Origin of the sequence: Hydrogenophaga sp., assembly GCF_019264445.1 — a bacterium.
GTDB lineage: Bacteria > Pseudomonadota > Gammaproteobacteria > Burkholderiales > Burkholderiaceae_C > Hydrogenophaga.
In genome coordinates, this window is the sequence record NZ_JAHVAB010000067.1 from 13828 (window position 1) to 34358 (window position 20531).

Sequence of the window (20531 nt, forward strand, 5' to 3'; positions counted from 1 at the left end):
GGCGTTTGCCGCACGCCATTGCGGAGCACGCAGCGCGGTTCCTACACTGCGCCCAGACCCCACAAACACAAGCGCTGCCACCCCCGCAGCGCAGGAGACCGCATGAAGATCGTTCGCGTCAGCGCCACGCCGCTGAACCTGCCTGTGACCGTGCCCATGGCCAACGGCACCAAGAGCACCAGCCTGTCGGTGTGCATCGTCCAGATCGAAACCGATACCGGCCTGGTGGGCACCGGCATGACCGCCATCACCGAAGAAGAGGTGATCGGCAGCATCGTCAACGACATCGCCGCGCACCACCTGGTGGGCCTGGACCCGATGCGCCACGAACAGATCTGGGAGCGGCTGTACTGGCTGCTCACGCCGCGCGGGCAGTCGGGCTACGCCAGCCACGCCATCGCCGCCATCGACCTCGCGCTGTGGGACATCAAGGGCCAGGCGCTCGGCGAACCTTGCTGGCGCCTGCTCGGCGGCGCGCGTGCCGAGGTGCCGGTGTACGCCACGTTCGGCTTCGCCTTCTTCGACCGCGACGAAATCGCCGCCGCCGCGCAAGACTGGGTGGCGCGCGGCTTCACGCGCCTGAAGATGACGGTCGGCCACCACGCGCTGCAGCGCCGCGACGAGCCGCGCCCGCTCGACCAGGTGATCGCCGAAGATGTGCAGCGCATCCGCGCCGTGCGCGAAGCGGTCGGGCCCGACGTGCAGATCTACATCGACGCCAACTGCAGCCTCGACTACTTCCACGCGCTGTGGCTGGCCCAGCGGGTCGAGGCCTGCGACATCAGCTTCTTCGAAGAGCCGGTGTCGCAGAACGACATTCCCAACCTGGTGAAGCTGCGCGGCAAGACGCGTATCCCGCTGGCCGCCGGGCAGAACGAAGGCCTGGCCTCGCGCTTTCGCGACCTGCTGGTGGCCCAGGCGGTGGACGTGGTGCAGCCCAACGCCTGCATCACCGGTGGCTTCACCCAGTGCGGGCGCATTGCCGGCATGGCCGCCGCGTTCAACACGCGCTTTGCCAACGGCGGCGCCTGGCCGCACCACAACATGCACCTGCACGCCGGCCTGGCCAACGGCTCGCTGGTGGAATACCACTCGGTGGCCGTGCAATGCTGCGAACTCGTCTTTGACGACCTGCCCAAGCCCGAGCGCGGCGTGCTGCGTCTGCCTGACACACCGGGCCTGGGCTTCGCGCCCAACCCCGGGCGGCTGGCCGAACTCGCCCGGCGCCCCGGATCGCGCGGCGCAGGCAAGGCCTGACGCACCCCCACAAAAAAGAAGGAGACAAACATGCAACGCAAAACCCGTTCCCCCTCAATGAGCCGCCGCGCAGCGCTGCTGCTGGCGATCGCTGCCACCGCCACGGCGAGCACCGGCGCCTGGGCGCAGGCCTGGCCCACCAAGCCCGTGCGCCTGGTGGTGGGCTACTCCGCCGGTGGCGGGGTGGATGCCATGGCGCGGCTGCTCGCGCCGCGTCTCTCGGCCGTGCTGGGCCAGCAGGTGGTGGTGGAGAACCGCACCGGCGCGGCCGGCCTGATCGCGGGCGACACCGTGGCCCGCGCCGCGCCCGATGGGTACACGCTGATGCTGGGCGACAGCTCGCTGCTGATCGCGCAGCACCTGCAGCCGCGCATGAGCTTCGACCCCATCAAGAGCTTCACGCCGGTGGCCGGCGTGTTCACGCTGCCGCTGGTGATCGTGGTGAACAACGATGTGCCCGCGAAGACGCCGGCCGAGTTCGTCAAGCTGCTGCGCGACCAACCTGGCCGCTTTTCATACGCCACCTCCGGCGTGGGCACGGTGCACCACCTGGGCTTCGAGATGCTCAAGGCCAAGGCGCGCAGTTTCGTGGTGCACATCCCGTACCGCGGCGCCTCACAGATCGTGCCCGATGTCATGAGCGGGCAGGTGCCCATCGGGGTGGTGAGCGCCACCTCGGCCATTGCGCAGGCGCGTGCAGGCAAGCTGCGCGCCCTGGCGGTGATGAACCCGGTGAAGCTGGCGGGGGCCGAAGACATCGCGCCGCTGTCCGACGCGCTGCCCGGTTTCTCGGCTGTGCCGCGCCTGTATGTGCTGGCCCCCACCGGCACGCCCGCGCCCATCGTGGACAAACTCAGCGACGCCCTGCGCACCGTGATGGACGCGCCCGACATCGCTCAGGTGTCTGCGCAGCAGGGCGCGGTGCCGGCCTACATGCCAGCGGGTCCGCTGGCCGCCGACATCGTCAGGGAATCGGCCGAGTGGGGCAAGGTGATCCGCGAGCAGGGCATCACCGCGCAGTGAGCGCCGCCGCGCCGGCTTCAGGAGCAGGGTTCGGGCTGGGGCACTTCGGTGCAGCGCTGGAAAGCCTCGGGCTTGAGGCCGCCACGCACCACGCGGTACTGGTCGAAACAAGCCGCGCTGGCCAGGTAACGGTGCCAGCGCGCCTGGCAGGCGGTGGTGCCCGGTGGCAGCGGCGCATTGGCCGGCACCGCGCGCGAGCGCAGGTGCGGCGGCACCTCGGTGCCGTACACCAGCTGGCCGAAGTCGTCCACCCAGCGGTACATCTCGGCCGCCGAGGCCACGCCCGGCAACGCCAGGACCCAGGTCAGGGCCAGTGCGAAAGGCGCTTTGTGCAGTTTCATGGTGCTGGGAGTTTGCCAGCGCCCCCGCAGTTCCGCCAGCCACCGGCCAGCCCGCTGTGCACCGCAGCAAAAATTTCAAACCGCGCTGTCCCGCTTTCACAAGCCATTTCAGGGACGCGCCGCTAACATCCGTGCCACGCCGGGCCAGCCCCCCGCGCGGCAACGCCTTCACCCTACACACAACGGAGACCCCGGACATGACCGTCATCACCAACGTCGAAGACCTGCGCGTGCTCGCCCAGAAGCGCGTGCCGCGCATGTTCTACGACTACGCCGACAGCGGCTCCTGGACCGAGGGCACCTACCGCGCGAACAACGAGGACTTCCAGAAGATCAAGCTGCGCCAGCGCGTGGCGGTGAACATGGAAAACCGCAGCACGCGCAGCACCATGATCGGCCAGCCCGTGGCCATGCCGGTGGCGATCGCGCCCACGGGCCTCACCGGCATGCAGCACGCCGACGGCGAAATCCTGGCCGCGCGCGCGGCCAGGAAGTTCGGCATTCCCTTCACGCTCTCGACCATGAGCATCTGCTCGATTGAAGACGTGGCGCAGCACGCGGGTGAAGGCTTCTGGTTCCAGCTGTATGTGATGCGCGACCGCGGTTTCATCGAACGCCTGATCGACCGCGCCAAGGCCGCACGCTGCGGTGCGCTCGTGCTCACGCTGGACCTGCAGATCATTGGCCAGCGCCACAAGGATTTGAAGAACGGCCTCTCCGCGCCGCCCAAGATGACGCTGGCCAACCTCATCAACATCGCCAGCAAGCCGCGCTGGGCCATGGGCATGCTGGGCACGCCGCGCCGCCAGTTCGGCAACATCGTGGGCCACGTGACCGGTGTGGAAAACATGGGCAGCCTCAGCGAATGGACCGCCAAGCAGTTCGACCCGGCGCTCAACTGGGGCGACGTGGAGTGGATCAAGAAGCGCTGGGGTGGCAAGCTGATCCTCAAGGGCATCCAGGACGTGGAAGACGCGAAGCTGGGCGTGGCCTCGGGTGCGGACGCGCTGATCGTTAGCAACCACGGGGGGCGCCAGCTCGACGGGGCACAAAGCAGCATCGAGGCGCTGCCGGCCATCGTGGACGCGGTGGGCAGCCAGATCGAGGTGCACATGGACGGCGGCATCCGCAGCGGACAGGACGTGCTCAAGGCCCGCGCGCTCGGCGCACGCGGTGTCTACATCGGCCGGCCCATGCTGTACGGCCTGGGCGCCATGGGCGAAGCCGGCGTGACCAAGTGCCTGGAGATCCTGCACAAGGAGCTCGACCTCACCATGGCCTTCTGCGGCCATACGCAGATCGAGAACGTGGACAAGTCGATCCTGCTGCCGGGTACGTTCCCGACCTGAGCGCTGACGGTTACCGGGGCGTCTTGCGCCGCGGGGCTGGCAGCTCGAAGGTCAGGTTGCCCCAGTGGCTGTCCCAGTCCCAGCCCGCCTGATCGGTGGCGGGCACCATGTGCACCACGCTGGCCATCCACACGCCGGACCACGGCAACACCGTGGTGCTGTGCCCCTGCGCATCGGTGCGGGTGCGCAGCACATTGAGCTGAGTGCCGCTGTGGTTCCACAGCTTCACCAACGCCCCCTGCAGCGGCTGGCCATCAAACAGCACCTGCAGCGACAGCGTGCCGCCCGGCTTCACGCCCGCAGGGTCGGACAGCGGCACGATCTCCAGCGTCTGGCCGGTGCGCACGGCGTGGCTCGCGTCGCTGAGGCCTCCCACGTTCAGCAAGGTCTTGACGTGCCGGCGGTAGCGCTCACGCCCGGGCTCGGCCTGGCGCGCCGCGGCTTCGCGCAGCGCCACTACACGATCGAGCCCTTCTTCTCGCAGGTAGGCGTTGAAGGTGTCGGCCGCCAGCGTGACGGTGAAGGGCCTGGTGTCGAGCACGATCATCTGGGTGCCGGGTCGCTCGAAGGCCAATGAAATGCGGTCCTGGTTGAGTTGATCGGGCAATTGCGCGGTGAGGTCGACCGTGCCCGACCGGCTGACCCAGCGCAGCGCTTCGGTGATGGGTCGTCCGAAACCGACCGGGTCGCCGCTGAAGTGCTCACCCACCCGAAGGGCCAGCGCAACCTCGCTGCGCACGGGCAAGGCGAAGCGGTCCGGTGCCATCCAGAACTCATGGGCCTGGGCGGAAGCGCCCAGCCACAGGGAGAAGAGAAGCAGCCATTTGTTCATGCGCACAACGGACCGGCACCCCAGGTGCCGGTCCGTCCCTGGACAGTTGAAAGGAGCGCGGGGGTCAGACCGCGTCGTCGACTGGCAGCGGCCGATCGGCCAGCGGCTGCGGCTCGCTGGTTTCGTCGGTCTGTGCGATCAACTGGTTCATGTAGTCCAGCAACGATTGCACCGTGGCGCCCATGAAAGGCGCCGGGCCCGATGGTTGCTGGGGCTGGGCCGTTGAAGAGGCATCACCGCCGCCTCCGCCACAGCCCGCCAGCGCCGCGACCACGACGGCGGCAGCCATCGCACATTTGGCAAGTTCGTGTCTCATGGTGTGTCCTTGGTGGATGGAGAGGACATCACAGGTTCGACGCGCCCGGATTCGGCGTGTTCAGGTACGGGAACGCGTCCTGGAAGGGCACGACCGCCTGGTCCACGGCGTCGTGGATGTTCGCCGACGTTGCCCCCAGCGGCACGCTCGAAGCGCGGCACGCCGAGTTGAGCGACGGCACACCCGGCACGCTGTTGAGGCCCAGCGCGTTGTTGTCGCCGTTGATCACGCACAAACCGCCGACCATGGCCACGAGCGCGATGTCGACAACATCGTCCTTCGGGCGCCGGCCGTTGGGAAAGCCAGCGTTGTCGTTGACCTTGTTGGGGTCGGTGTTGAGCGCGTTGCCGGCCACACCCAGACGGTTCTGGTTGGCAAACGGCACCGGTGGCACAGCGGTGTTCAGGCGCAGCATTTCGGAAGGCGTGGTGTTCACGGGTTTGTTCACGCCGGTGATGCCGGTCAGGAAGGTGGTGGCCAGGTCGGTGCGCGGCAGGTTGGTGGGCGCCAGCGCGGTGGCGTTGCCCGCGAGCACGAGGCCGAGCAGCGCAGGCAAGGTCGGGTTCGTCACGTAAGAGAGGAACTGGCCGTCGTCCCTGGGTGCCGAGGCGTTGAACTTGTCTTTGTCGCCCAGGCCGATCACCACTTCATTGACCAGCGGATTGCCCAGGCGCGAGACCTGGGTCCACGCACCACCGGCCCTTTCGCTGGCCTGGTGACCCGAGGGAGGAGCGCCGTTGAGCAGGCGCGCCTGGCGCAGGCTGGCGGTGGTCCAGCCACCGATCACGGGATCACCGCCTGTGGTCAGGCAGCTGCGGTGCACTTCCAGCGCCAGCGAAGTCACGTTCTGCCGCTGGATGTAGTGGTTGCCGTTGGCGCCCTCGGCATCGATGGCCGCGGGGTTGAGGAGCAGCGCGGCTGGGGCATTGACCAGGTCAAAGATGCGCCCGAGGTTGACGGCAAAACCTTCCTGACGCTGGCCCACGAACACCTTGGCGGGCATGGCACAGCCAGGAATGTTCACGGTGTTGATGTGCCGGTCGGCGTAGGCTTTGTAGGCGGCTGCGTCACCCAGCGTTTTCTGGCCGATGTAGTCCACCGGCTTGGGCAGCGAGGTCGCCACCGTCTGGGCCACACCCCGGCGTCGATCACCGCGCACCACGGTCAGGCTGTAGGTTTCGTTGAGATTGAGGTTGGGGTCGTTGATGGCCGACACGGGGCCGGCCTGGATCAGCGGAATCTGGACGTTCTGCGTGCCGATGGGCAGCGCTGCGCTGTTGAGGCGGTTGTTGAAGCGGAACTGGAAGGTGATGTCCTCGCGCGCATCGCCGTTGTTGTCGATATGGATTTCGTACAGCGCGTTGGGGTCCATCGAGAAATAGTTCGGGCCGCCGTAGGGGCCTTGCAGCGGCTGGTAGTTCGCGATCATCGTCACGTACTCGGAGCGCCCGCCGGTGCCTGCGGCATTCACGCCTTCGTAGCTGCGAAACATGTAGAAGTCGGTACCGTCGACTTTGGGCACGGTGGCAATGAACGGGGCTTCACGGTGACTCGAGGCCAGCGCCGCGCCGGCGACGGCCATCAACAAACATCCTCTGGCGATGGATGCGGGTTTCATCTTCATGGGGTGCTCCTGGGTTGTGGTTGCAGCAATCTGCTCCACCACTACGTGCACCCGTTCACACTGGATTCAATCCAGTCCAATACCCCTTGGACCAGCGAGGGCAGGCCAGCGAGAGGACAAAAAAAAGCCCGCAGACGCGGGCTCTTTTCGTGCGGCGCGAAGCCGGTCACTTCTTCTTGCACTCGTCCTTGGTCTTGTTTTCGTCTTTCATGCAATCCATCTTCTTGTCGTCCATTTTGCCGCCCGCATGGCTGGCAGCAAACGCAGGAACCGAAGCCATCATGAATGCAGCGATCATTGCGGAGAGGAGCGTTTTCATAGATTACCTTTGCGGTTGAGTTGTCTATTGACACTGGCACACAATGAGGAATCGCCCACTGCTGCCGTTGGCAAGGATATCGAGTTCAATGCGCCAGAACCTTACAAAGTGTGTTCCCATGAAACGGCATCGGGTATTGGGTGGATTCAGGTGGAAACCCTGTTGCAACGGCCTGTTGTTGCTTGTAGCAGGCCTCACGTCGAGCGCCTGGGCACAGCCAAGACTGGTGCCTTCAAACGATGCGATCGTGTTGCCCGCATCGGTCCATGCCCAGAACCCTCAAGCCAGATCCCTGCGCGAGCTGGAGCAGGCCTGGCGCCAGAACCGCAACGACATGCCCGTGGCGCTGCGCTATGCGAGAGCGGTGTTCCTGCTGGGTTTGACGGAAGGCGACCTGCGTTGGTACGGCGCGGCAAAAGCCGCGTTGCAGCCGTGGTGGAGTGCCACGACATTGCCCGCTGACGCGCACTTTCTTCGCGCGCTGGTGAAGCAGGGTTTTCACGATTTCAAGGGCGGCATTGACGATCTCGGCGCGGCGATCGAGCTGGACCCCACCCAGTCGGAATACTGGTCGTGGCGCTTCTCGCTGCAGCTGCTCACCTCCCGCATGGAGGCCGCGCGCGCCGACTGCGCCGCCATCGCCCAGCGCTTTGGCAGCGATGAAGGGCAGGCCTGTGCAGCCACGCTGCTCTACCGCACCGGCCAGCCACAGCAAGCCATCCCGCTGTTCAACCGTCTGGTTGACCTGCCCGACTACCAAGGCCCCTACACGCAGGACTGGCTGCGGTACCACCAGGGCGAGGCCTACCGCGTGGCGGGGCAATACGAACAGGCCATCGCGGTATGGGAGAAGCACCTGCAGGCGCGGCCCAGCTCGCACCTGATCCGGCTCACCCTGGTCGAACTGCTGAACCAGCAGTCGCAGTTTTCAAAGGCGCGGCGGCTCGCCGAAGCGCCATCGCCCACCGACGCCTTGCTGGTCCAGTCGCTGCTGGCGAGTCGCGGCTTGAACGATGGCCAGACCCAGCGGCTGGCCGAGCAGTTCGAGAACCGGATGAACAACCAGGCCCTGCGCGGTGAGAGCCTGATTGAACGGCCGACCATGGTCTACCTCATCACCTACGGGCGCGACAACGCGCAAGGCCTCAAGCTCGCCGCCGACAACTGGAGCACCCAGAACGAGCCGGCCGACGCCGTGTTGCTGGTTCAGGCCGCGCTCAAGGCGCAACAGCCCAAACTGGCCGAGCCCGTGCTCACGTGGATGACGGCCACCGGCTACACCGACCCCGTGTTGAAGGCACTCGCCACCGAACTGCAAACCCGGCTGGGCACATCGCGATGAACGACCTTCTTACACGCCTGGTCAGGCGCCTGACCTTGCTCGCCCTGCTGGCGTCGCTGGCGGGCACCGCCTTCGCCCACTCCAGCAGCAACGCCTACCTGACGCTGTCGCAGCGGGGCGACGACCTCGTGCTGCGCACCGACATCAACCTGCGCGATGTCGACCTCGTTTTCGACCTCGACACCGACCGCGATGGCAAGGTGAGCTGGGGCGAAACGGCAGCACGCCTGAACGAGCTCAAAGCCTGGATGCAGCAAGGCATCACGGTGCGCGGGGCGTCAGCAGCCTGCGAGCTTGAACCCTTGGACGTGATGGCCAGTCCGCATTCAGACGGTTTCTATCTCAGCGCCGAGTGGCGCGTCGCCTGCCCCAACGCACAGGACGTGGCCAGCCGTGCGCTCACCGTGGCCTACGGCCTCATGTTCGACCAGGACAACCTGCACCGCGGCCTGCTCAAGGTGGACCTGCCGGACTCGCAGAGCAGCGCCATCCTCAGCCCGGATCGGCCCGAGGCACCGCTCTTCACCGAGGAAGCTTCAGGCTGGTCGGTCTTCGGGCGCTATGTCGTGGAAGGCGTGTGGCACATATGGATCGGCATCGACCACATCCTGTTCCTGCTCAGCCTGCTCGTGCTTGCACCGCTGGTGCCATCTCGCCAGCGCGTCACGCAATGGCCTGCTGTGGCGGGTTTTCGCACAGCGTTGGTCGATGTGCTGGCGGTGGTGACGGCCTTCACCGTGGCGCACTCGATCACGCTGGTGTCGTCCATCCTGGGCTGGCTCACGCCCCCGGTGGCCATCATCGAATCGGTGATTGCGCTCTCGGTCGTCCTGGCCGCGCTCAACAACCTGCTGGGGTGGTTTTCACTCAAGCGCTGGCGACTGGCGTTCGTCTTTGGCCTCATCCACGGCTTTGGGTTCGCCAATGTGCTGCTCGACCTGTCGTTGCCCGGCCAGCAGCTGGCGCTGGCGCTCGGTGGCTTCAACGTGGGTGTGGAGATCGGGCAGCTGGCCATCGTGCTGACCTTCCTGCCGCTGGCCTGGCTGTTGCGTCACACGCGCTTCTACCGGTGGGTGGTGGTGGTCGGTGGCTCGCTGGCCATTGCCGTGATCGGCACGGTGTGGCTGGTGGAGCGCATGGGCTTCTGACGCTGCGGCTGGTGGCGTCCCCGCTATGCTCACCGGCGTGACCGGCTCCCCCCCTCTCCTGCGGCGCATTGCGCACCTCGACATGGACGCGTTCTTTGCGTCGGTCGAGCTGCTGCGCTACCCGCAGCTCAAGGGCCTGCCGGTGGTCATTGGCGGAGGGCGCCGGCGCGAAGACGACATGTTTGCGCGCCTGCGCGAGGCCTACCCCGAGCGCGAGTGGACCGGCGATGACCTCTCGCGCATTCCCGTGGAATTTTTTCCACGCCTGGAAACGTATGTGGGACGCGGCGTGGCCACCACCGCCACCTACGCCGCACGCCAGTTCGGCGTGGGCTCGGCCATGGGGCTCATGAAGGCGGCCAAGCTGTGCCCGCAAGCCATCTTGCTGCCGGTGGACTTCGACGAGGTGCGCCGTATCTCGCGCCTGTTCAAGAGCACCATCCGCGAGATCGCGCCGGTGATGGAAGACCGCGGCGTGGACGAGGTCTACATCGACTTCACCGACGTGCCCGGTGGCCAGCGTGAAGGCGGTCGCGTGCTGGCGCGGCTGATCCAGAAGAGCATCTTCCAGGCCACGGGTCTCACCTGTTCGCTGGGCGTGGCGCCCAACAAGCTCATCGCCAAAATGGCCAGCGAGTTCAAGAAGCCCAACGGCATCAGCGTGGTCCACACCGAAGACCTGGAGGCGCTCATCTGGCCGCTGCCGTGCCGCAAGATCAACGGCGTGGGCCCCAAGGCCGACGCCAAGCTGCAGGGCCACGGCATCCACACCATAGGCGAGCTGGCGCAGCGCGAGCGCGCCTGGCTGGTCGAGCATTTCGGCAAGAGCTACGGCGCCTGGCTGCACGAGGTGGCCTGGGGCCGCGACGAGCGCCCCGTGCAGACCGAAAGCGAGCCGGTGAGCATGAGCCGCGAAACCACCTTTGACCGCGACCTGCTCGCCAGCCGAGACCGCACCGAGCTCGGCGCCATCTTCACCCGCCTGTGCGAACAGGTGGCCGACGACCTGCAGCGCAAGGGCTACGTGGGCAAGACGATCGGCGTGAAACTGCGCTACGACAACTTCCAGATCGTCACGCGCGACAGCACCATCGACCACTTCACCAGCGACGCGGCCAGCATCCGCCGCCATGCCGGCCTGTGCCTCAAGCGCGTGGACCTGACGCGGCGCATCCGGCTGCTCGGCGTGCGCGTGGGCTCGCTGGCCAAGGTGGGCGAGGTGCCGCCCGCGCCCGAGCCGGCGCCCGACCTCGCGCAGCTGTTCTGACGCTTGCACCGTCCGGCCCGTGACAGCCGGGCGCAGGGGCACGCACTACAGTGCCTCGTCGCCACCCCACGAGACAACGCCCATGACCGCACCCACCTGCTTCTCCCTCACGACCACCGACCACGTGGCCCACCTGGTGATGAACCGCCCCGGCGAGCTCAACACCATGCACCCGACGTTCTGGCGCGAACTCGACGAGTTGCTGACGCAGATGCACCGCGAAGGCACGGCACGCGCACTGGTCATCAGCAGCACCGGCAAGCACTTCAGCGCGGGCATGTCGCTGCAGACGTTTGCCGGCGCGATCCAGATGGACGACCAGAGCCCTGAAGGCCGCGCCGCCATCTTTGACCTGCTCACCGACATGCAGGCCACCTTCACCAAGATCGAGAACCTGCGCATCCCGGTGATCTGCGCGATCCAGGGCGGCTGCATCGGCGGCGCGGTGGACATGGTCACCGCCGCCTGCATCCGGTACGCCTCGGCCGACGCGTTCTTCTGCATTCAGGAAATCAACATCGGCATGGTGGCCGACGTGGGCACGCTGCAGCGCCTGCCCAAGCTCGTGCCGTTTGCCGTGGTCAAGGAGATGGCCTACACCGGCCGCCGCCTGCCGGCCGCGCGCGCCATGGCGTATGGCCTGGTCAACGAGGTGTTTGACAGCGCCGAGGCCACGCTCGCCGCCGCGCTGCAGTGCGCGAAAGAGATCGCGGCCAAGCCGCCGGTGGCGATCTGGGGCACCAAGCAGGCAGTGACCTACGCACGCGACCACTCGGTGGAAGACAGCCTGCGGCAGATGGGCTGGCTGCAAGGCGCGGTGTGGAGCAACGCCCACGTGCGCGAAGCCATTGCCGCCATGAAAGACCAGCGCGCGGGCGACTTCACGCCGCTCACGCGGTTGCAGCCGTTCACCACGCTGGGTTGAGCCCCACGTCCGCGCTGTTCACCGCCCGAACGCGCGGGCCGAAGCTGGAGATGTTGGTCAGCGTCGCGTTGTGGTGCGCAATCACCTGCGGCGCGCCCAGCACTTCGTTGCCCGCCGAGGTGTGGGCATCGGCCACCAGCGTCACCGGGTAGCCCAGCGCGAGCGCACGGCGCGTGGTGGTGTCCACGCAGAACTCGGTGTGCATGCCGCAGACGATCACCTCTTCCACGCCCCGCGCCTTGAGCAGCGCCTCCAGGTCGGTGTTCAGGAAAGCGTCCGGCGTCTTCTTGCGCACCCGCAGGTCGCCGGGCTGCACCTGCAGGCCGTCGGCCAGCTGCCACTCGCGTGTGCCGTGCTCCAGATAACCCGCCGTCGACTCGTGCTGGATGAAGACCACTGGCGCACCCGCCGCGCGCAGCCGCGCCGCCACGTGGTTGATGCGCGCGATCACCATGTCCGACTGCCAGGCGCGGCCTTCGCCTTCGCAAAGGCCTTGCTGCATGTCGATGATGAGCAGGGCGGTTTTCATGCCCTCACGCCACGATTCGGAACTCGGTCGCTTTGGCCACCGGTTTCACCTGGTTTTTCTCGCGCTGCATCTCGATCAGGCCGTAGTTGGCCATGGTCTTGAGCGTGCGCGACAGATTGCTCGTCCTGCGGCCAGTGAGTTCAGCCAGCGACGTGATCGACTCGGGATGGATTTCCGAAATGAGTCTGAGCAGTGCGCGGTTCTCATCACTCAGCACCTCAGCCAACGAGCGCATGGACGTGAACCAGATCTTGGGCTCCGAGGCCTTGGGTTTGTACTCTCCACGTGCAATGGACAGGACTCGAGCGCGAATCTTCTCCTGGGGCATGATGCCGATGACCATGGATTTCATGATGTCTGGATTTCCTTGAGCACCTGATCAACCTCTGCAAAGAAGTCGCTCAGCAATTGGTAGGCGTCTTGAAACGCGTAAGGCACGCCCTTGTCGCTGACGTGCCGATGTTTGTGGTCGTACGCCAACCGCGTGCCGGCGTACTTGAATTTCTTGGGCGGCTTGACCGCATGCGCGTTGTCGTATCCCAGAATGCGCCTTCCATAGGGCTCATGCAAGGTGAGCGAGTAGCGGACACCGTGCGGAACGAAACGGGTAGGCTCGACCCGCCATGCCTCGATCTTGATCCAGTAGCCATTCCCCTGGTCGATGATCTGATCGTGAAGATCGATCAGCGTGCCAATCCCTGTCTCTTCTTTTTTCATGCTCGAATATTATCAACGGCTGATAATATTCGAGCAACTTCAAGACAGGCGGTAGGTGGCCAGGTGCAGGCTGGTTTCGGTGCTGCTGATGCCGCGGATCAAGCGGATGCGCTCCAGCACCTGCGACAGCTCGGCCAGGCTGGTGGCGCGCAGTTCGGCCAGCAGGTCCCAGCGGCCGTTGGTGTCGTGCAGCTCGGCCACGCCCGGCTCGCCCAGAAGGCTGGCGATCACGGCGCGCGTCTGGTTGCCTTCCACCGCCACGCTCATCCACGCGCTGATTTCGCTGGGCTCGGCATCCGGTCGCAGGCGCACGGTGTAGCCCACGATCAGGCCGCTGTCTTCCAGCCGGGTGATGCGGTTGGTGACCGTGCCGCGCGACACGCCAAGCTGCTTTGCGAGCGCGGCCACGTTGGTGCGCGCGTCCTTGCGCAAAAGGGCGATGAGTTGCTGATCGAGGGCATCCATGAGCGCATTTTGCTATTCAAGCCTGACGTTTTGGCAGTTTTCTGACGAAATTCAAGCAGAGTTGGCGATTTACATTGAATCGGCGGCTGGCGACACTGGTGGGACACCGAAGGACACCCCATGCAAGCCGCTTCCAACACCCTCCCCACCCTGTTTCTCAGCGCCCAGGACGTGGCCCACCTCGTCCACCGCCTGGGCCTGCCCGCCACGCTCGAGCGCCTGGCCGCCACCCTGTACGCCGACTACCTGCGCTGGCCCGACTTCGACAAATCGGCCCGCGTGGCCAGCCACTCGACCGACGGCGTGATCGAGCTCATGCCCATTGCCGACGACACCACCTACGCTTTCAAGTACGTCAACGGCCACCCCAAGAACACCCAGGCCGGCCTGCCCACCGTGATGGCCTTTGGCGTGCTGGCCGACGTGGACACCGGCGTGCCCGTGCTGCTGAGCGAGCTCACGCTCACCACCGCGCTGCGCACCGCCGCCATGTCGGTGGTGGCCGCACGCGCCCTGGCCCGCCCCGACAGCCGCCGCATGGCGCTGATCGGCAACGGCGCGCAAAGCGAGTTCCAGGCGCTGGCCTTTCACCACCTCATGGGCATCGACGAAATCCGCCTGTTCGACACCGACGCCCGCGCCACCGCCAAGCTCCTGCACAACCTGGGCGCCCTGCCCGGCCTGCGGCTCATCCCCTGCGACAGCGTGGCGCAAGCCGTGCGCGGCGCCGACATCGTCACCACCGTGACGGCCGACAAGACCAACGCCACCATCCTCACGCCCGACATGATCGAGCCGGGCATGCACATCAACGGCGTGGGCGGCGACTGCCCCGGCAAGACCGAGCTGCACCCCGACGTGCTGCGCGGCGCCTCGGTGTTCGTGGAATACGAACCGCAGACCCGCATCGAAGGCGACCTGCAACACCTGCCCGCCGACTTCGGCGTCACCGAACTCTGGCAGGTGCTGGCGGGCCATGCCACAGGCCGCACCCGCGCCACCGAGGTCACGCTGTTCGACTCCGTGGGGTTCGCGCTGGAAGACTACTCGGCGCTGCGCTTCCTGCGGCAGGCCGCAGGCGAACTCGGCCTCGGCCAGGCGCTGCCCCTCATCCCCGCACTCGCCGACCCCAAAGACCTCTTCAGCCTGCTGCGCGCCACCGCGCCCCAGAACACAACGCACGCCAAGCCCCAGGCCGCGCGCCTGGCCCTGGCGGCCTGACACCCCGGCTTTCGCTACCATGGCCTCCCCCAAGAGGCTGCCCATGAAGACTTTTCACAACCCCCACCACGCCGGCCACGCCGGCCAGCAGGAAATGTTTCGCGGCCGCATGGTGCCGTGCCACGAAGTGCCGGCCCGGCTGGACTTCGTGCTCACCGAGCTGCAACGCCGCCCGCTGGGCGACATCGCCCCACCCTCGGTGGATGGCACCGCGCTGGACGCCGCCATTGCCCGCGTGCACAGCGCCCGTTACCTGGACTTTCTGGCCAGCGCCTGGAGCGACTGGGTCGCCATGGACCCGGCCAACGCCGAGCGCGACGCGCTGCCTTCGGTGTGGCCCATCGGCAATCCGCACGCCTTTCGCACCGACGTGCTGCCCCGCAACTTCGCCGCACGGCTGGGCCTGTTTTCGTTTGACTCCGGCTCGCCGCTGACCGCCGGCACCTGGGCCGCCGCGCGCGGTGGTGCCGCCTGCGCGCTCGCCGCTGCGCAAGCCGTGGCCCAGGGCGACCGCAGCGCCTTCGCGCTCACCCGCCCGCCCGGACACCATGCCGGTCCGGACTTTCTGGGCGGCTACTGCTTCCTCAACAACGCCGCCATTGCCGCGCAGGCGCTGCGCGATGCCGGCCACGCCACAGTGGCCGTGCTCGACGTGGACTACCACCACGGCAACGGCACGCAAACCATCTTTTATGAGCGCGCCGATGTGCTCACCCTCTCCGTTCACGGCGACCCGGCCACCGAATACCCCTTCTTCCTCGGGCACGCGGACGAGCGCGGCGCGGGGGCGGGCGAGGGCTTCAACCTCAACCTGCCGCTGCCCCGCGGCACCGGCCTTGCCACCTGGCGCGCTGCCCTGGACACCGCGCTGCAAGCGGTGAGCGACTTCGGCGCCAGCGCGCTGGTCGTGCCCATGGGCCTGGACACCTTCGAGGGCGACCCCATCTCCGGCTTCACCCTGAAGAGTGCCGACTACGCCGGCGTGGGTGCGGCACTGGCCCGCCTCGGCCTGCCCACCGTGTTCACCTTCGAGGGCGGCTACGCCGTGGATGCGGTGGGCACCAACGCGGTGAACCTGCTGGAAGGCTTTCAGCAGGCAACTGAAAAAAAGTGACAGCAAAAAGGCGGAGGGCGTTTCAAGACCGCCCCCGTCCTCGGAGATCGGGCGCTCGGCATCAGGTGTGACAGCCTTCACGCTGGGTACGTGAAAAGAGGCCGGGGCGGATTCAACAAAGGCCTTTTTGCCGTCAAAAGTTGAATCCAGGCACGCGTGGTGGGCGTATCCGGAAGGCGAGGACAGCAATGTCCACCCCCCTCCTTCCCAACGCAGCACCACCCCATGACACACTTCCAGACCGCCTCTCCCAGCCGCAACTTCCTGCGCCTGTTGCCCTTGGCCGCTGCCGCAGCGTTGCTGCTCGCCACACCCGCGCGCGCAGACACCGGCAAGTTGCTGCTCACCGGCGGTGTCAGCAGTGTCGAGGGCGCGGCCGGTGGCGGGATCTCGCCCTGGGCGGTGATTGGCAGCCAGGCCACCGAGGGCGAGGTGGGCGTGTCGGCCTACGCCAGCCGCGCCGTCACGCGGGACTACCGCCTGAGCGCCTACGGCGTGGCGGTGGGTATCAACGACCGGCTGGAACTCTCCCTGGGTCGGCAGGACTTCAACACGGGCATCACAGGCGTCGGTCTGGGCTTGCCCGGCCTGCAGCTGAAGCAAAACATTGTGGGCGCCAAGCTGCGCGTGGCGGGTGACGCCGTGCTCGACAGCGACAGCCTGATGCCCCAGATCGCCGTGGGCGTGCAGTACAAGAACCTGCAGTCAAGCGGGCTGGACAGCACGCTGGACGCGCTGGGCGCGAAGCGCAGCGGTACTGACGTGTATGTGAGCGCCACCAAACTCTTCCTCGCGCAGGGCATCGTGGTCAACGGCACATTGCGCGCCACGAAGGCCAACCAGGGCGGACTGCTCGGTTTCGGTGCCCGGCTGGGTGGCGCCGACAACGGCTACGAACTGCAACCCGAGATCTCGGTGGCGTACCTGCTCAGCAGCAAGGTGGCGGTGGGTGTTGAATACCGCGCCATGCCCAACAAGCTCGAGCGCGCCGGCCGGGCCGCCGGCCTGGGCGGCGGCCTTCGCTCCGACGACTGGATGGACGTCTTCATCGCTTGGGCGCCGAGCAAAAACGTGTCCCTCACCGCCGCCTATGTGGACCTGGGCCGCATCGTGCCCGCGACCACCAACAGCCGCCGCCAAAGCGGTGTGTACGCCTCCGCGCAGATCGCTTTCTGATCGCTCCACCCCATCCACGTCCCGAGCACACCACCATGAAAACCCTCATCGCTTCCACCGTCCTGACCCTGTTGGCCCTCAGCGGCGGCGCCGCGCTCGCACAGGCCATGCAGCCCGCACCGTCGGCCGCCAGCGCCTACCCCGTGGCGCCCGCGCCCGGCCTGTACGAAGCCTTCGGCGAACAGGCCGGCATCCGCAGTCTGATGGACGATTTCGTGCAGCGGCTCCGCTCCGACGCCCGCATCGGCGACCAGTTCAAGAACACCAACCTTCCCAACCTGGCCAAATCCCTGGGCGACCAGCTCTGCCAGCTCTCGGGTGGCCCCTGCGTCTACAAGGGTGCGGACATGAAAACCGCGCACCAGGACCGCGACATCACCAAGGCGCACTTCAACGCCCTTGTCGAGGTGCTGCAGGACAGCATGAACGCACGCGGCATTCCTTTCGCACGTCAGAACCAGATGCTGGCCTTGCTCGCGCCCATGCACCGCGACGCCATCACCGTGCGCTGAAAACAATGAAAGACCGGTTCGCCATGACCACCCGCACCGCCGCCGCACTGCTCGCCTTGGCACTGCTGCCCATGGCGGCGCCCGCTGCCACCGTGCAGGTGACCGTGCTTGCGCGCGACGGCCAGCCACTTGCCGACGCCGTGGTGGTGGTTGAACCAGTTTCCGGCAACAAGCCCGCTGCACCCCCGCCCGTTCAGGCCACGATCCAGCAGCTCAAGATGCAGTTCGTGCCCGCCACCAGCGTGCTCCCGGTGGGGTCGCGCGTGAGCTTCGTCAACCTCGACGGCTGGGAACACCATGTGCGTGGCGTGCCCGCTGGCCTCGCCGGCCTGAATGCCGGCCCAGGCGCGGGCTTTGAGCTGCGGCTGGACGGCAAGGTGCTCAACAAGGAACCCGCGACGGCCGACGTCACCCTGGCCAAAGCCGGTCCCATGCAACTGGGCTGTCACTTGCACAGCTCCATGCGCGGCTTTGTTTTCGTGACCGACTCTCCGTGGGCGGTGAAGACCGATGCACAGGGCGTGGCCATGTTGCAGGACGTGCCCGAGGGCGCCGCGCGCCTGCGCGTGTGGCACGGCGAGCAGATCGTGGAGCAGCCGCCCGGTGCGCTCACGGTGACCAGTGTCACGGCGTTGAGCGTGCCCACCCAGATCCAGCCTCGCAGGAGGCGGCCATGAAGCACCCCGCTCGACACCCAGACGACCGTCGCCGGGTGGCGCGGGCCGAAGGCCACCTGCATCTGGCATGGAGCCGCCCCTCGCATCCGCCCAGCGGGACGGAAACACCGGCCCTGCCCCACAATGCGTGCATGAGCGACCAACCCGACGACACCCTGATAGCCCTGATCGACCGCATCGCCCAGCGCGACGAAGCGGCCCTGAAAGGTCTCTACGACCTCGTGTCGTCCAAGCTCTACGGCCTGGCGCTGCGCGTGGTCGCCAAACACGAATGGGCCGAAGACGTGCTGCAGGAAACCTTCCTCCAGATCTGGCGCTCGGCGGGCGACTATCGCGCCAGCCTGAGCCCTCCCATGGCCTGGCTGGGGCTGATCGTGCGCAGCCGCTCGCTGGACTTCCTGCGCCGCCGCAGCGCCGAGCGCGCGCACCTCACCGACGAGATCGACGACGTGATGGCCGACACCCTGGAAGGCACCTCACCCAACCCGATGGACGTGAGCCTGGCCAGCCAGCAGGCCTGGGCGCTTCATCAGTGCCTGGGCAAGCTGGAGAACCGCCAGCGCGAGGTGGTCAGCCTGGCGTACCTGCGCGACCTGAGCCACAGCGAACTGGCCGAACAGCTCAAGCTGCCGCTGGGCACCGTCAAGACCTGGATCCGACGCGGGCTGGACCAGCTGCGCACCTGCATGTCGCGCTACGCGTGACCACCTCACCATGAACCTCATCCGACACCCCGAACTGCTCGACCAACTCGCCGCTGCCCACGCGCTGGGCACGCTGCGTGGTGGGGCAAGACGACGCTTCGAAGCCATGGCGCGCGACCAAGCTCCCGTGCGCGCCGCCGCCCTGGTGTGGCAAAGCCGCGTGGCCAGCATGAACGAACTGCAGGCGCCCCGCGATCCCGCACCTGCCGTGTGGACCCGCATCGAAAACCTGGTGCGCGCCGAAGGCGAGCAACAGGCCATGGCCGCCGCCCGTGCCAAACCGCCCGCACCCCGCCAGGGCGGCTGGCTGAGCAGCCTGGCGCTGTGGCGCGGCACCACCGCCGCCGGTGCGCTGGCCACCGTGCTGGCGGTCGTCACCGCCGTGGGCCTGCGCGACAACCTGGGCGCTCAGATTGGTGAGCTGCAGGCAAAGCTGGAGGCCACACCCGCCATCGAGTACGTCGCCGTGCTGAACGACGACAAGGCCAGCGCATCGATGCTGGTCACCTTCGACCCCAAGAGCAAAAAGCTCACGCTGCAGCGCGTGGGCGGCTTCCAGGAAGCCAGCGACAAGTCGCTGCAGCTCTGGGCACTGCCACCTTCGGGCGGTCCGCGCTCGCTCGGTGTGCTGACCCAGGAGCGCCTGCTGCAGCTCGCCGCAGGCGAGCGCGACGTGCGCGAGGTGCCGGCGCTGGCGGTGAGCCTGGAGCCCAAGGGCGGTGTGCCCAGCGAACGCGGCCCGACCGGGCCCGTGCTCTTCAAGGGCGCGCTGATTCAGAAGATGCTCTGAACCGCGCGGCCCTCACTGCCGCGCCGTGCGCACGTTGGCCGGCGGCGACTGCGGGTGGCTGCTGCGCCAGGGGTTGATGTCCAGCCCGCCACGGCGCGTGTAGCGCGCATACACCGTGAGCTTCGTGGGCTTGCAGCGCTGCGAGATGTCCATGTAAATGCGCTCGACGCACTGCTCATGGAATTCGTTGTGGTTGCGAAAACTCACGATGTACTGCAGCAGCCCAGCCTGGTCGATCTGCGGGCCGCTGTAGCTGATCTGCACACTGCCCCAGTCGGGCTGGCCCGTCACCAGGCAGTTGCTCTTGAGCAGGTGGCTCACCAGCGTTTCCGTCACGGGTTGCTCGTGCAGCGCGGCGGTGAGCAGCTCGGGGGCGGGATGGTACTGGCTGCACTCGACGTCAAGCCGGTCGATGGACAGGCCGCTGAGCTCCTGCACCGGCTCGCGGTCGAACTGCTCGGGCAACAGCAGCTTCACGCCCGCGCTGGCCTGCACCGGGCCACCGAACCAGATGGCCGCGCTCACATCGGCGCGGATGCGGTCGCGCACCGCGTCGGCGCTGGCAAATGCCGTGTTGTTGAAACTGTTGAGGTAGAGCTTGAACGACTTGCTCTCGACGATGTGCGTGCTCTCGCAGGGAATGGTGATGTGCGCGAGCGCCACCTGCGGCTTGCCCTTGGGGTTGAGCCAGCTCAGTTCAAACGCAGTCCAGAGGTCGGCACCCAGAAATGGCACGCTGCCGGTGACGCCGATCTCGCGGCGCTTGGCTTCGCGCGGCAGGGGGTAGAGCAGCGTGGCGTCGTACTGGTCGACGTAGGCCGAGGCCCGGCCCAGCTGGGATTGTTCAGGGGTGTTGGGGGTCATGGGGACGCAGAAGAGGTGA

The 20531-nt window shown here is 67.0% G+C and carries 24 protein-coding genes; 14 read left to right on the top strand and 10 right to left on the bottom strand.

Features of this window, described 5'->3' with window-relative positions:
• Positions 1–102: 102 nt before the first annotated feature.
• A complete protein-coding gene (locus KXJ60_RS14220) occupies positions 103–1257 on the top strand; it encodes a mandelate racemase/muconate lactonizing enzyme family protein (RefSeq protein WP_291129120.1) in 1155 nt (384 codons plus the stop codon).
• Between the two features lie 30 nt (positions 1258–1287).
• Complete coding sequence (locus KXJ60_RS14225; RefSeq protein WP_291129121.1) at positions 1288–2280, top strand: tripartite tricarboxylate transporter substrate binding protein; 993 nt, start codon at positions 1288–1290, stop codon at positions 2278–2280.
• A 17-nt stretch (positions 2281–2297) separates the two neighbouring features.
• Here KXJ60_RS14225 and KXJ60_RS14230 read toward each other — a convergent pair whose 3' ends face one another.
• Positions 2298–2621, bottom strand: a complete 324-nt coding sequence (locus KXJ60_RS14230) for a DUF4124 domain-containing protein (protein ID WP_291129123.1) — start codon at positions 2619–2621, stop codon at positions 2298–2300.
• Positions 2622–2818: 197 nt separating this feature from the next.
• Here KXJ60_RS14230 and KXJ60_RS14235 point away from each other — a divergent pair, with 197 nt between their 5' ends.
• On the top strand, positions 2819–3970 hold the full coding sequence (locus KXJ60_RS14235; protein WP_291129125.1) for an alpha-hydroxy acid oxidase: 1152 nt from the start codon (positions 2819–2821) through the stop codon (positions 3968–3970).
• A 10-nt stretch (positions 3971–3980) separates the two neighbouring features.
• Here KXJ60_RS14235 and KXJ60_RS14240 read toward each other — a convergent pair whose 3' ends face one another.
• From KXJ60_RS14240 to KXJ60_RS14255, 4 genes are all read right to left on the bottom strand, one after another.
• Complete coding sequence (locus KXJ60_RS14240) at positions 3981–4802, bottom strand: DUF4198 domain-containing protein (protein ID WP_291129126.1); 822 nt, start codon at positions 4800–4802, stop codon at positions 3981–3983.
• A 64-nt stretch (positions 4803–4866) separates the two neighbouring features.
• Positions 4867–5118, bottom strand: coding sequence for a hypothetical protein (locus KXJ60_RS14245; RefSeq protein ID WP_291129129.1), 252 nt, complete (start codon positions 5116–5118; stop codon positions 4867–4869).
• 28 nt (positions 5119–5146) lie between these two features.
• A complete protein-coding gene (locus tag KXJ60_RS14250; RefSeq protein WP_291129132.1) occupies positions 5147–6742 on the bottom strand; it encodes a DUF4331 domain-containing protein in 1596 nt (531 codons plus the stop codon).
• A gap of 166 nt (positions 6743–6908) precedes the next feature.
• The gene (locus KXJ60_RS14255) at positions 6909–7061 is read right to left on the bottom strand and encodes a hypothetical protein (RefSeq protein ID WP_291129134.1); all 153 of its coding nucleotides are present in this window, start codon (positions 7059–7061) and stop codon (positions 6909–6911) included.
• Between the two features lie 247 nt (positions 7062–7308).
• Here KXJ60_RS14255 and KXJ60_RS14260 point away from each other — a divergent pair, with 247 nt between their 5' ends.
• From KXJ60_RS14260 to KXJ60_RS14275, 4 genes are all read left to right on the top strand, one after another.
• The gene (locus tag KXJ60_RS14260) at positions 7309–8403 is read left to right on the top strand and encodes a tetratricopeptide repeat protein (protein ID WP_291129137.1); all 1095 of its coding nucleotides are present in this window, start codon (positions 7309–7311) and stop codon (positions 8401–8403) included.
• Positions 8400–9551, top strand: coding sequence for a HupE/UreJ family protein (locus KXJ60_RS14265; protein WP_291129138.1), 1152 nt, complete (start codon positions 8400–8402; stop codon positions 9549–9551). The genes KXJ60_RS14260 and KXJ60_RS14265 overlap by 4 nt, the downstream gene beginning before the upstream one ends.
• Before the next feature lie 25 nt (positions 9552–9576).
• Positions 9577–10818: a DNA polymerase IV gene (locus KXJ60_RS14270; RefSeq protein ID WP_291129140.1), complete on the top strand. Its 1242-nt coding sequence runs from the start codon at positions 9577–9579 to the stop codon at positions 10816–10818.
• Between the two features lie 82 nt (positions 10819–10900).
• Entirely contained in the window at positions 10901–11743 is an 843-nt protein-coding gene (locus KXJ60_RS14275) for an enoyl-CoA hydratase-related protein (protein ID WP_291129144.1), read from the top strand.
• Here KXJ60_RS14275 and KXJ60_RS14280 read toward each other — a convergent pair.
• Genes KXJ60_RS14280 through KXJ60_RS14295 form a run of 4 tightly spaced genes read right to left on the bottom strand, consistent with a single transcriptional unit; the run spans position 11727 to position 13454 of the window.
• A complete protein-coding gene (locus tag KXJ60_RS14280) occupies positions 11727–12272 on the bottom strand; it encodes a cysteine hydrolase family protein (RefSeq protein ID WP_291129147.1) in 546 nt (181 codons plus the stop codon). The genes KXJ60_RS14275 and KXJ60_RS14280 overlap by 17 nt on opposite strands.
• 4 nt (positions 12273–12276) lie before the next feature.
• Complete coding sequence (locus KXJ60_RS14285) at positions 12277–12624, bottom strand: transcriptional regulator (protein WP_291129150.1); 348 nt, start codon at positions 12622–12624, stop codon at positions 12277–12279.
• Positions 12621–12989 carry a DUF6516 family protein gene (locus KXJ60_RS14290; RefSeq protein ID WP_291129152.1) on the bottom strand — a complete coding sequence of 123 codons (369 nt, stop codon included), beginning with the start codon at positions 12987–12989 and terminating at the stop codon, positions 12621–12623. Before KXJ60_RS14290 ends, KXJ60_RS14285 begins: the two co-directional genes overlap by 4 nt.
• A gap of 39 nt (positions 12990–13028) precedes the next feature.
• A complete protein-coding gene (locus tag KXJ60_RS14295; protein ID WP_291129154.1) occupies positions 13029–13454 on the bottom strand; it encodes an Lrp/AsnC family transcriptional regulator in 426 nt (141 codons plus the stop codon).
• A 120-nt stretch (positions 13455–13574) separates the two neighbouring features.
• Between KXJ60_RS14295 and KXJ60_RS14300 the strand changes: the two genes are divergently transcribed.
• From KXJ60_RS14300 to KXJ60_RS14330, 7 genes are all read left to right on the top strand, one after another.
• The gene (locus KXJ60_RS14300) at positions 13575–14675 is read left to right on the top strand and encodes an ornithine cyclodeaminase (RefSeq protein WP_291129156.1); all 1101 of its coding nucleotides are present in this window, start codon (positions 13575–13577) and stop codon (positions 14673–14675) included.
• 43 nt (positions 14676–14718) lie between these two features.
• A complete protein-coding gene (locus KXJ60_RS14305) occupies positions 14719–15789 on the top strand; it encodes a histone deacetylase family protein (protein WP_291129158.1) in 1071 nt (356 codons plus the stop codon).
• Positions 15790–16014: 225 nt separating this feature from the next.
• The gene (locus KXJ60_RS14310; RefSeq protein WP_291129161.1) at positions 16015–16965 is read left to right on the top strand and encodes a DUF3034 family protein; all 951 of its coding nucleotides are present in this window, start codon (positions 16015–16017) and stop codon (positions 16963–16965) included.
• 107 nt (positions 16966–17072) lie between these two features.
• Positions 17073–17477, top strand: a complete 405-nt coding sequence (locus KXJ60_RS14315; RefSeq protein WP_291129441.1) for a group 1 truncated hemoglobin — start codon at positions 17073–17075, stop codon at positions 17475–17477.
• A gap of 23 nt (positions 17478–17500) precedes the next feature.
• Complete coding sequence (locus tag KXJ60_RS14320; RefSeq protein WP_291129165.1) at positions 17501–18154, top strand: plastocyanin; 654 nt, start codon at positions 17501–17503, stop codon at positions 18152–18154.
• Between the two features lie 131 nt (positions 18155–18285).
• Positions 18286–18858, top strand: a complete 573-nt coding sequence (locus KXJ60_RS14325; protein ID WP_291129166.1) for a sigma-70 family RNA polymerase sigma factor — start codon at positions 18286–18288, stop codon at positions 18856–18858.
• A 10-nt stretch (positions 18859–18868) separates the two neighbouring features.
• Positions 18869–19648: an anti-sigma factor gene (locus tag KXJ60_RS14330; protein WP_291129169.1), complete on the top strand. Its 780-nt coding sequence runs from the start codon at positions 18869–18871 to the stop codon at positions 19646–19648.
• A gap of 12 nt (positions 19649–19660) precedes the next feature.
• Here KXJ60_RS14330 and queF read toward each other — a convergent pair whose 3' ends face one another.
• Positions 19661–20512 (bottom strand): NADPH-dependent 7-cyano-7-deazaguanine reductase QueF, encoded by an 852-nt coding sequence (gene queF, locus KXJ60_RS14335; RefSeq protein WP_291129172.1) that lies wholly within the window; start codon positions 20510–20512, stop codon positions 19661–19663.
• Between the last annotated feature and the right edge of the window lie 19 nt (positions 20513–20531).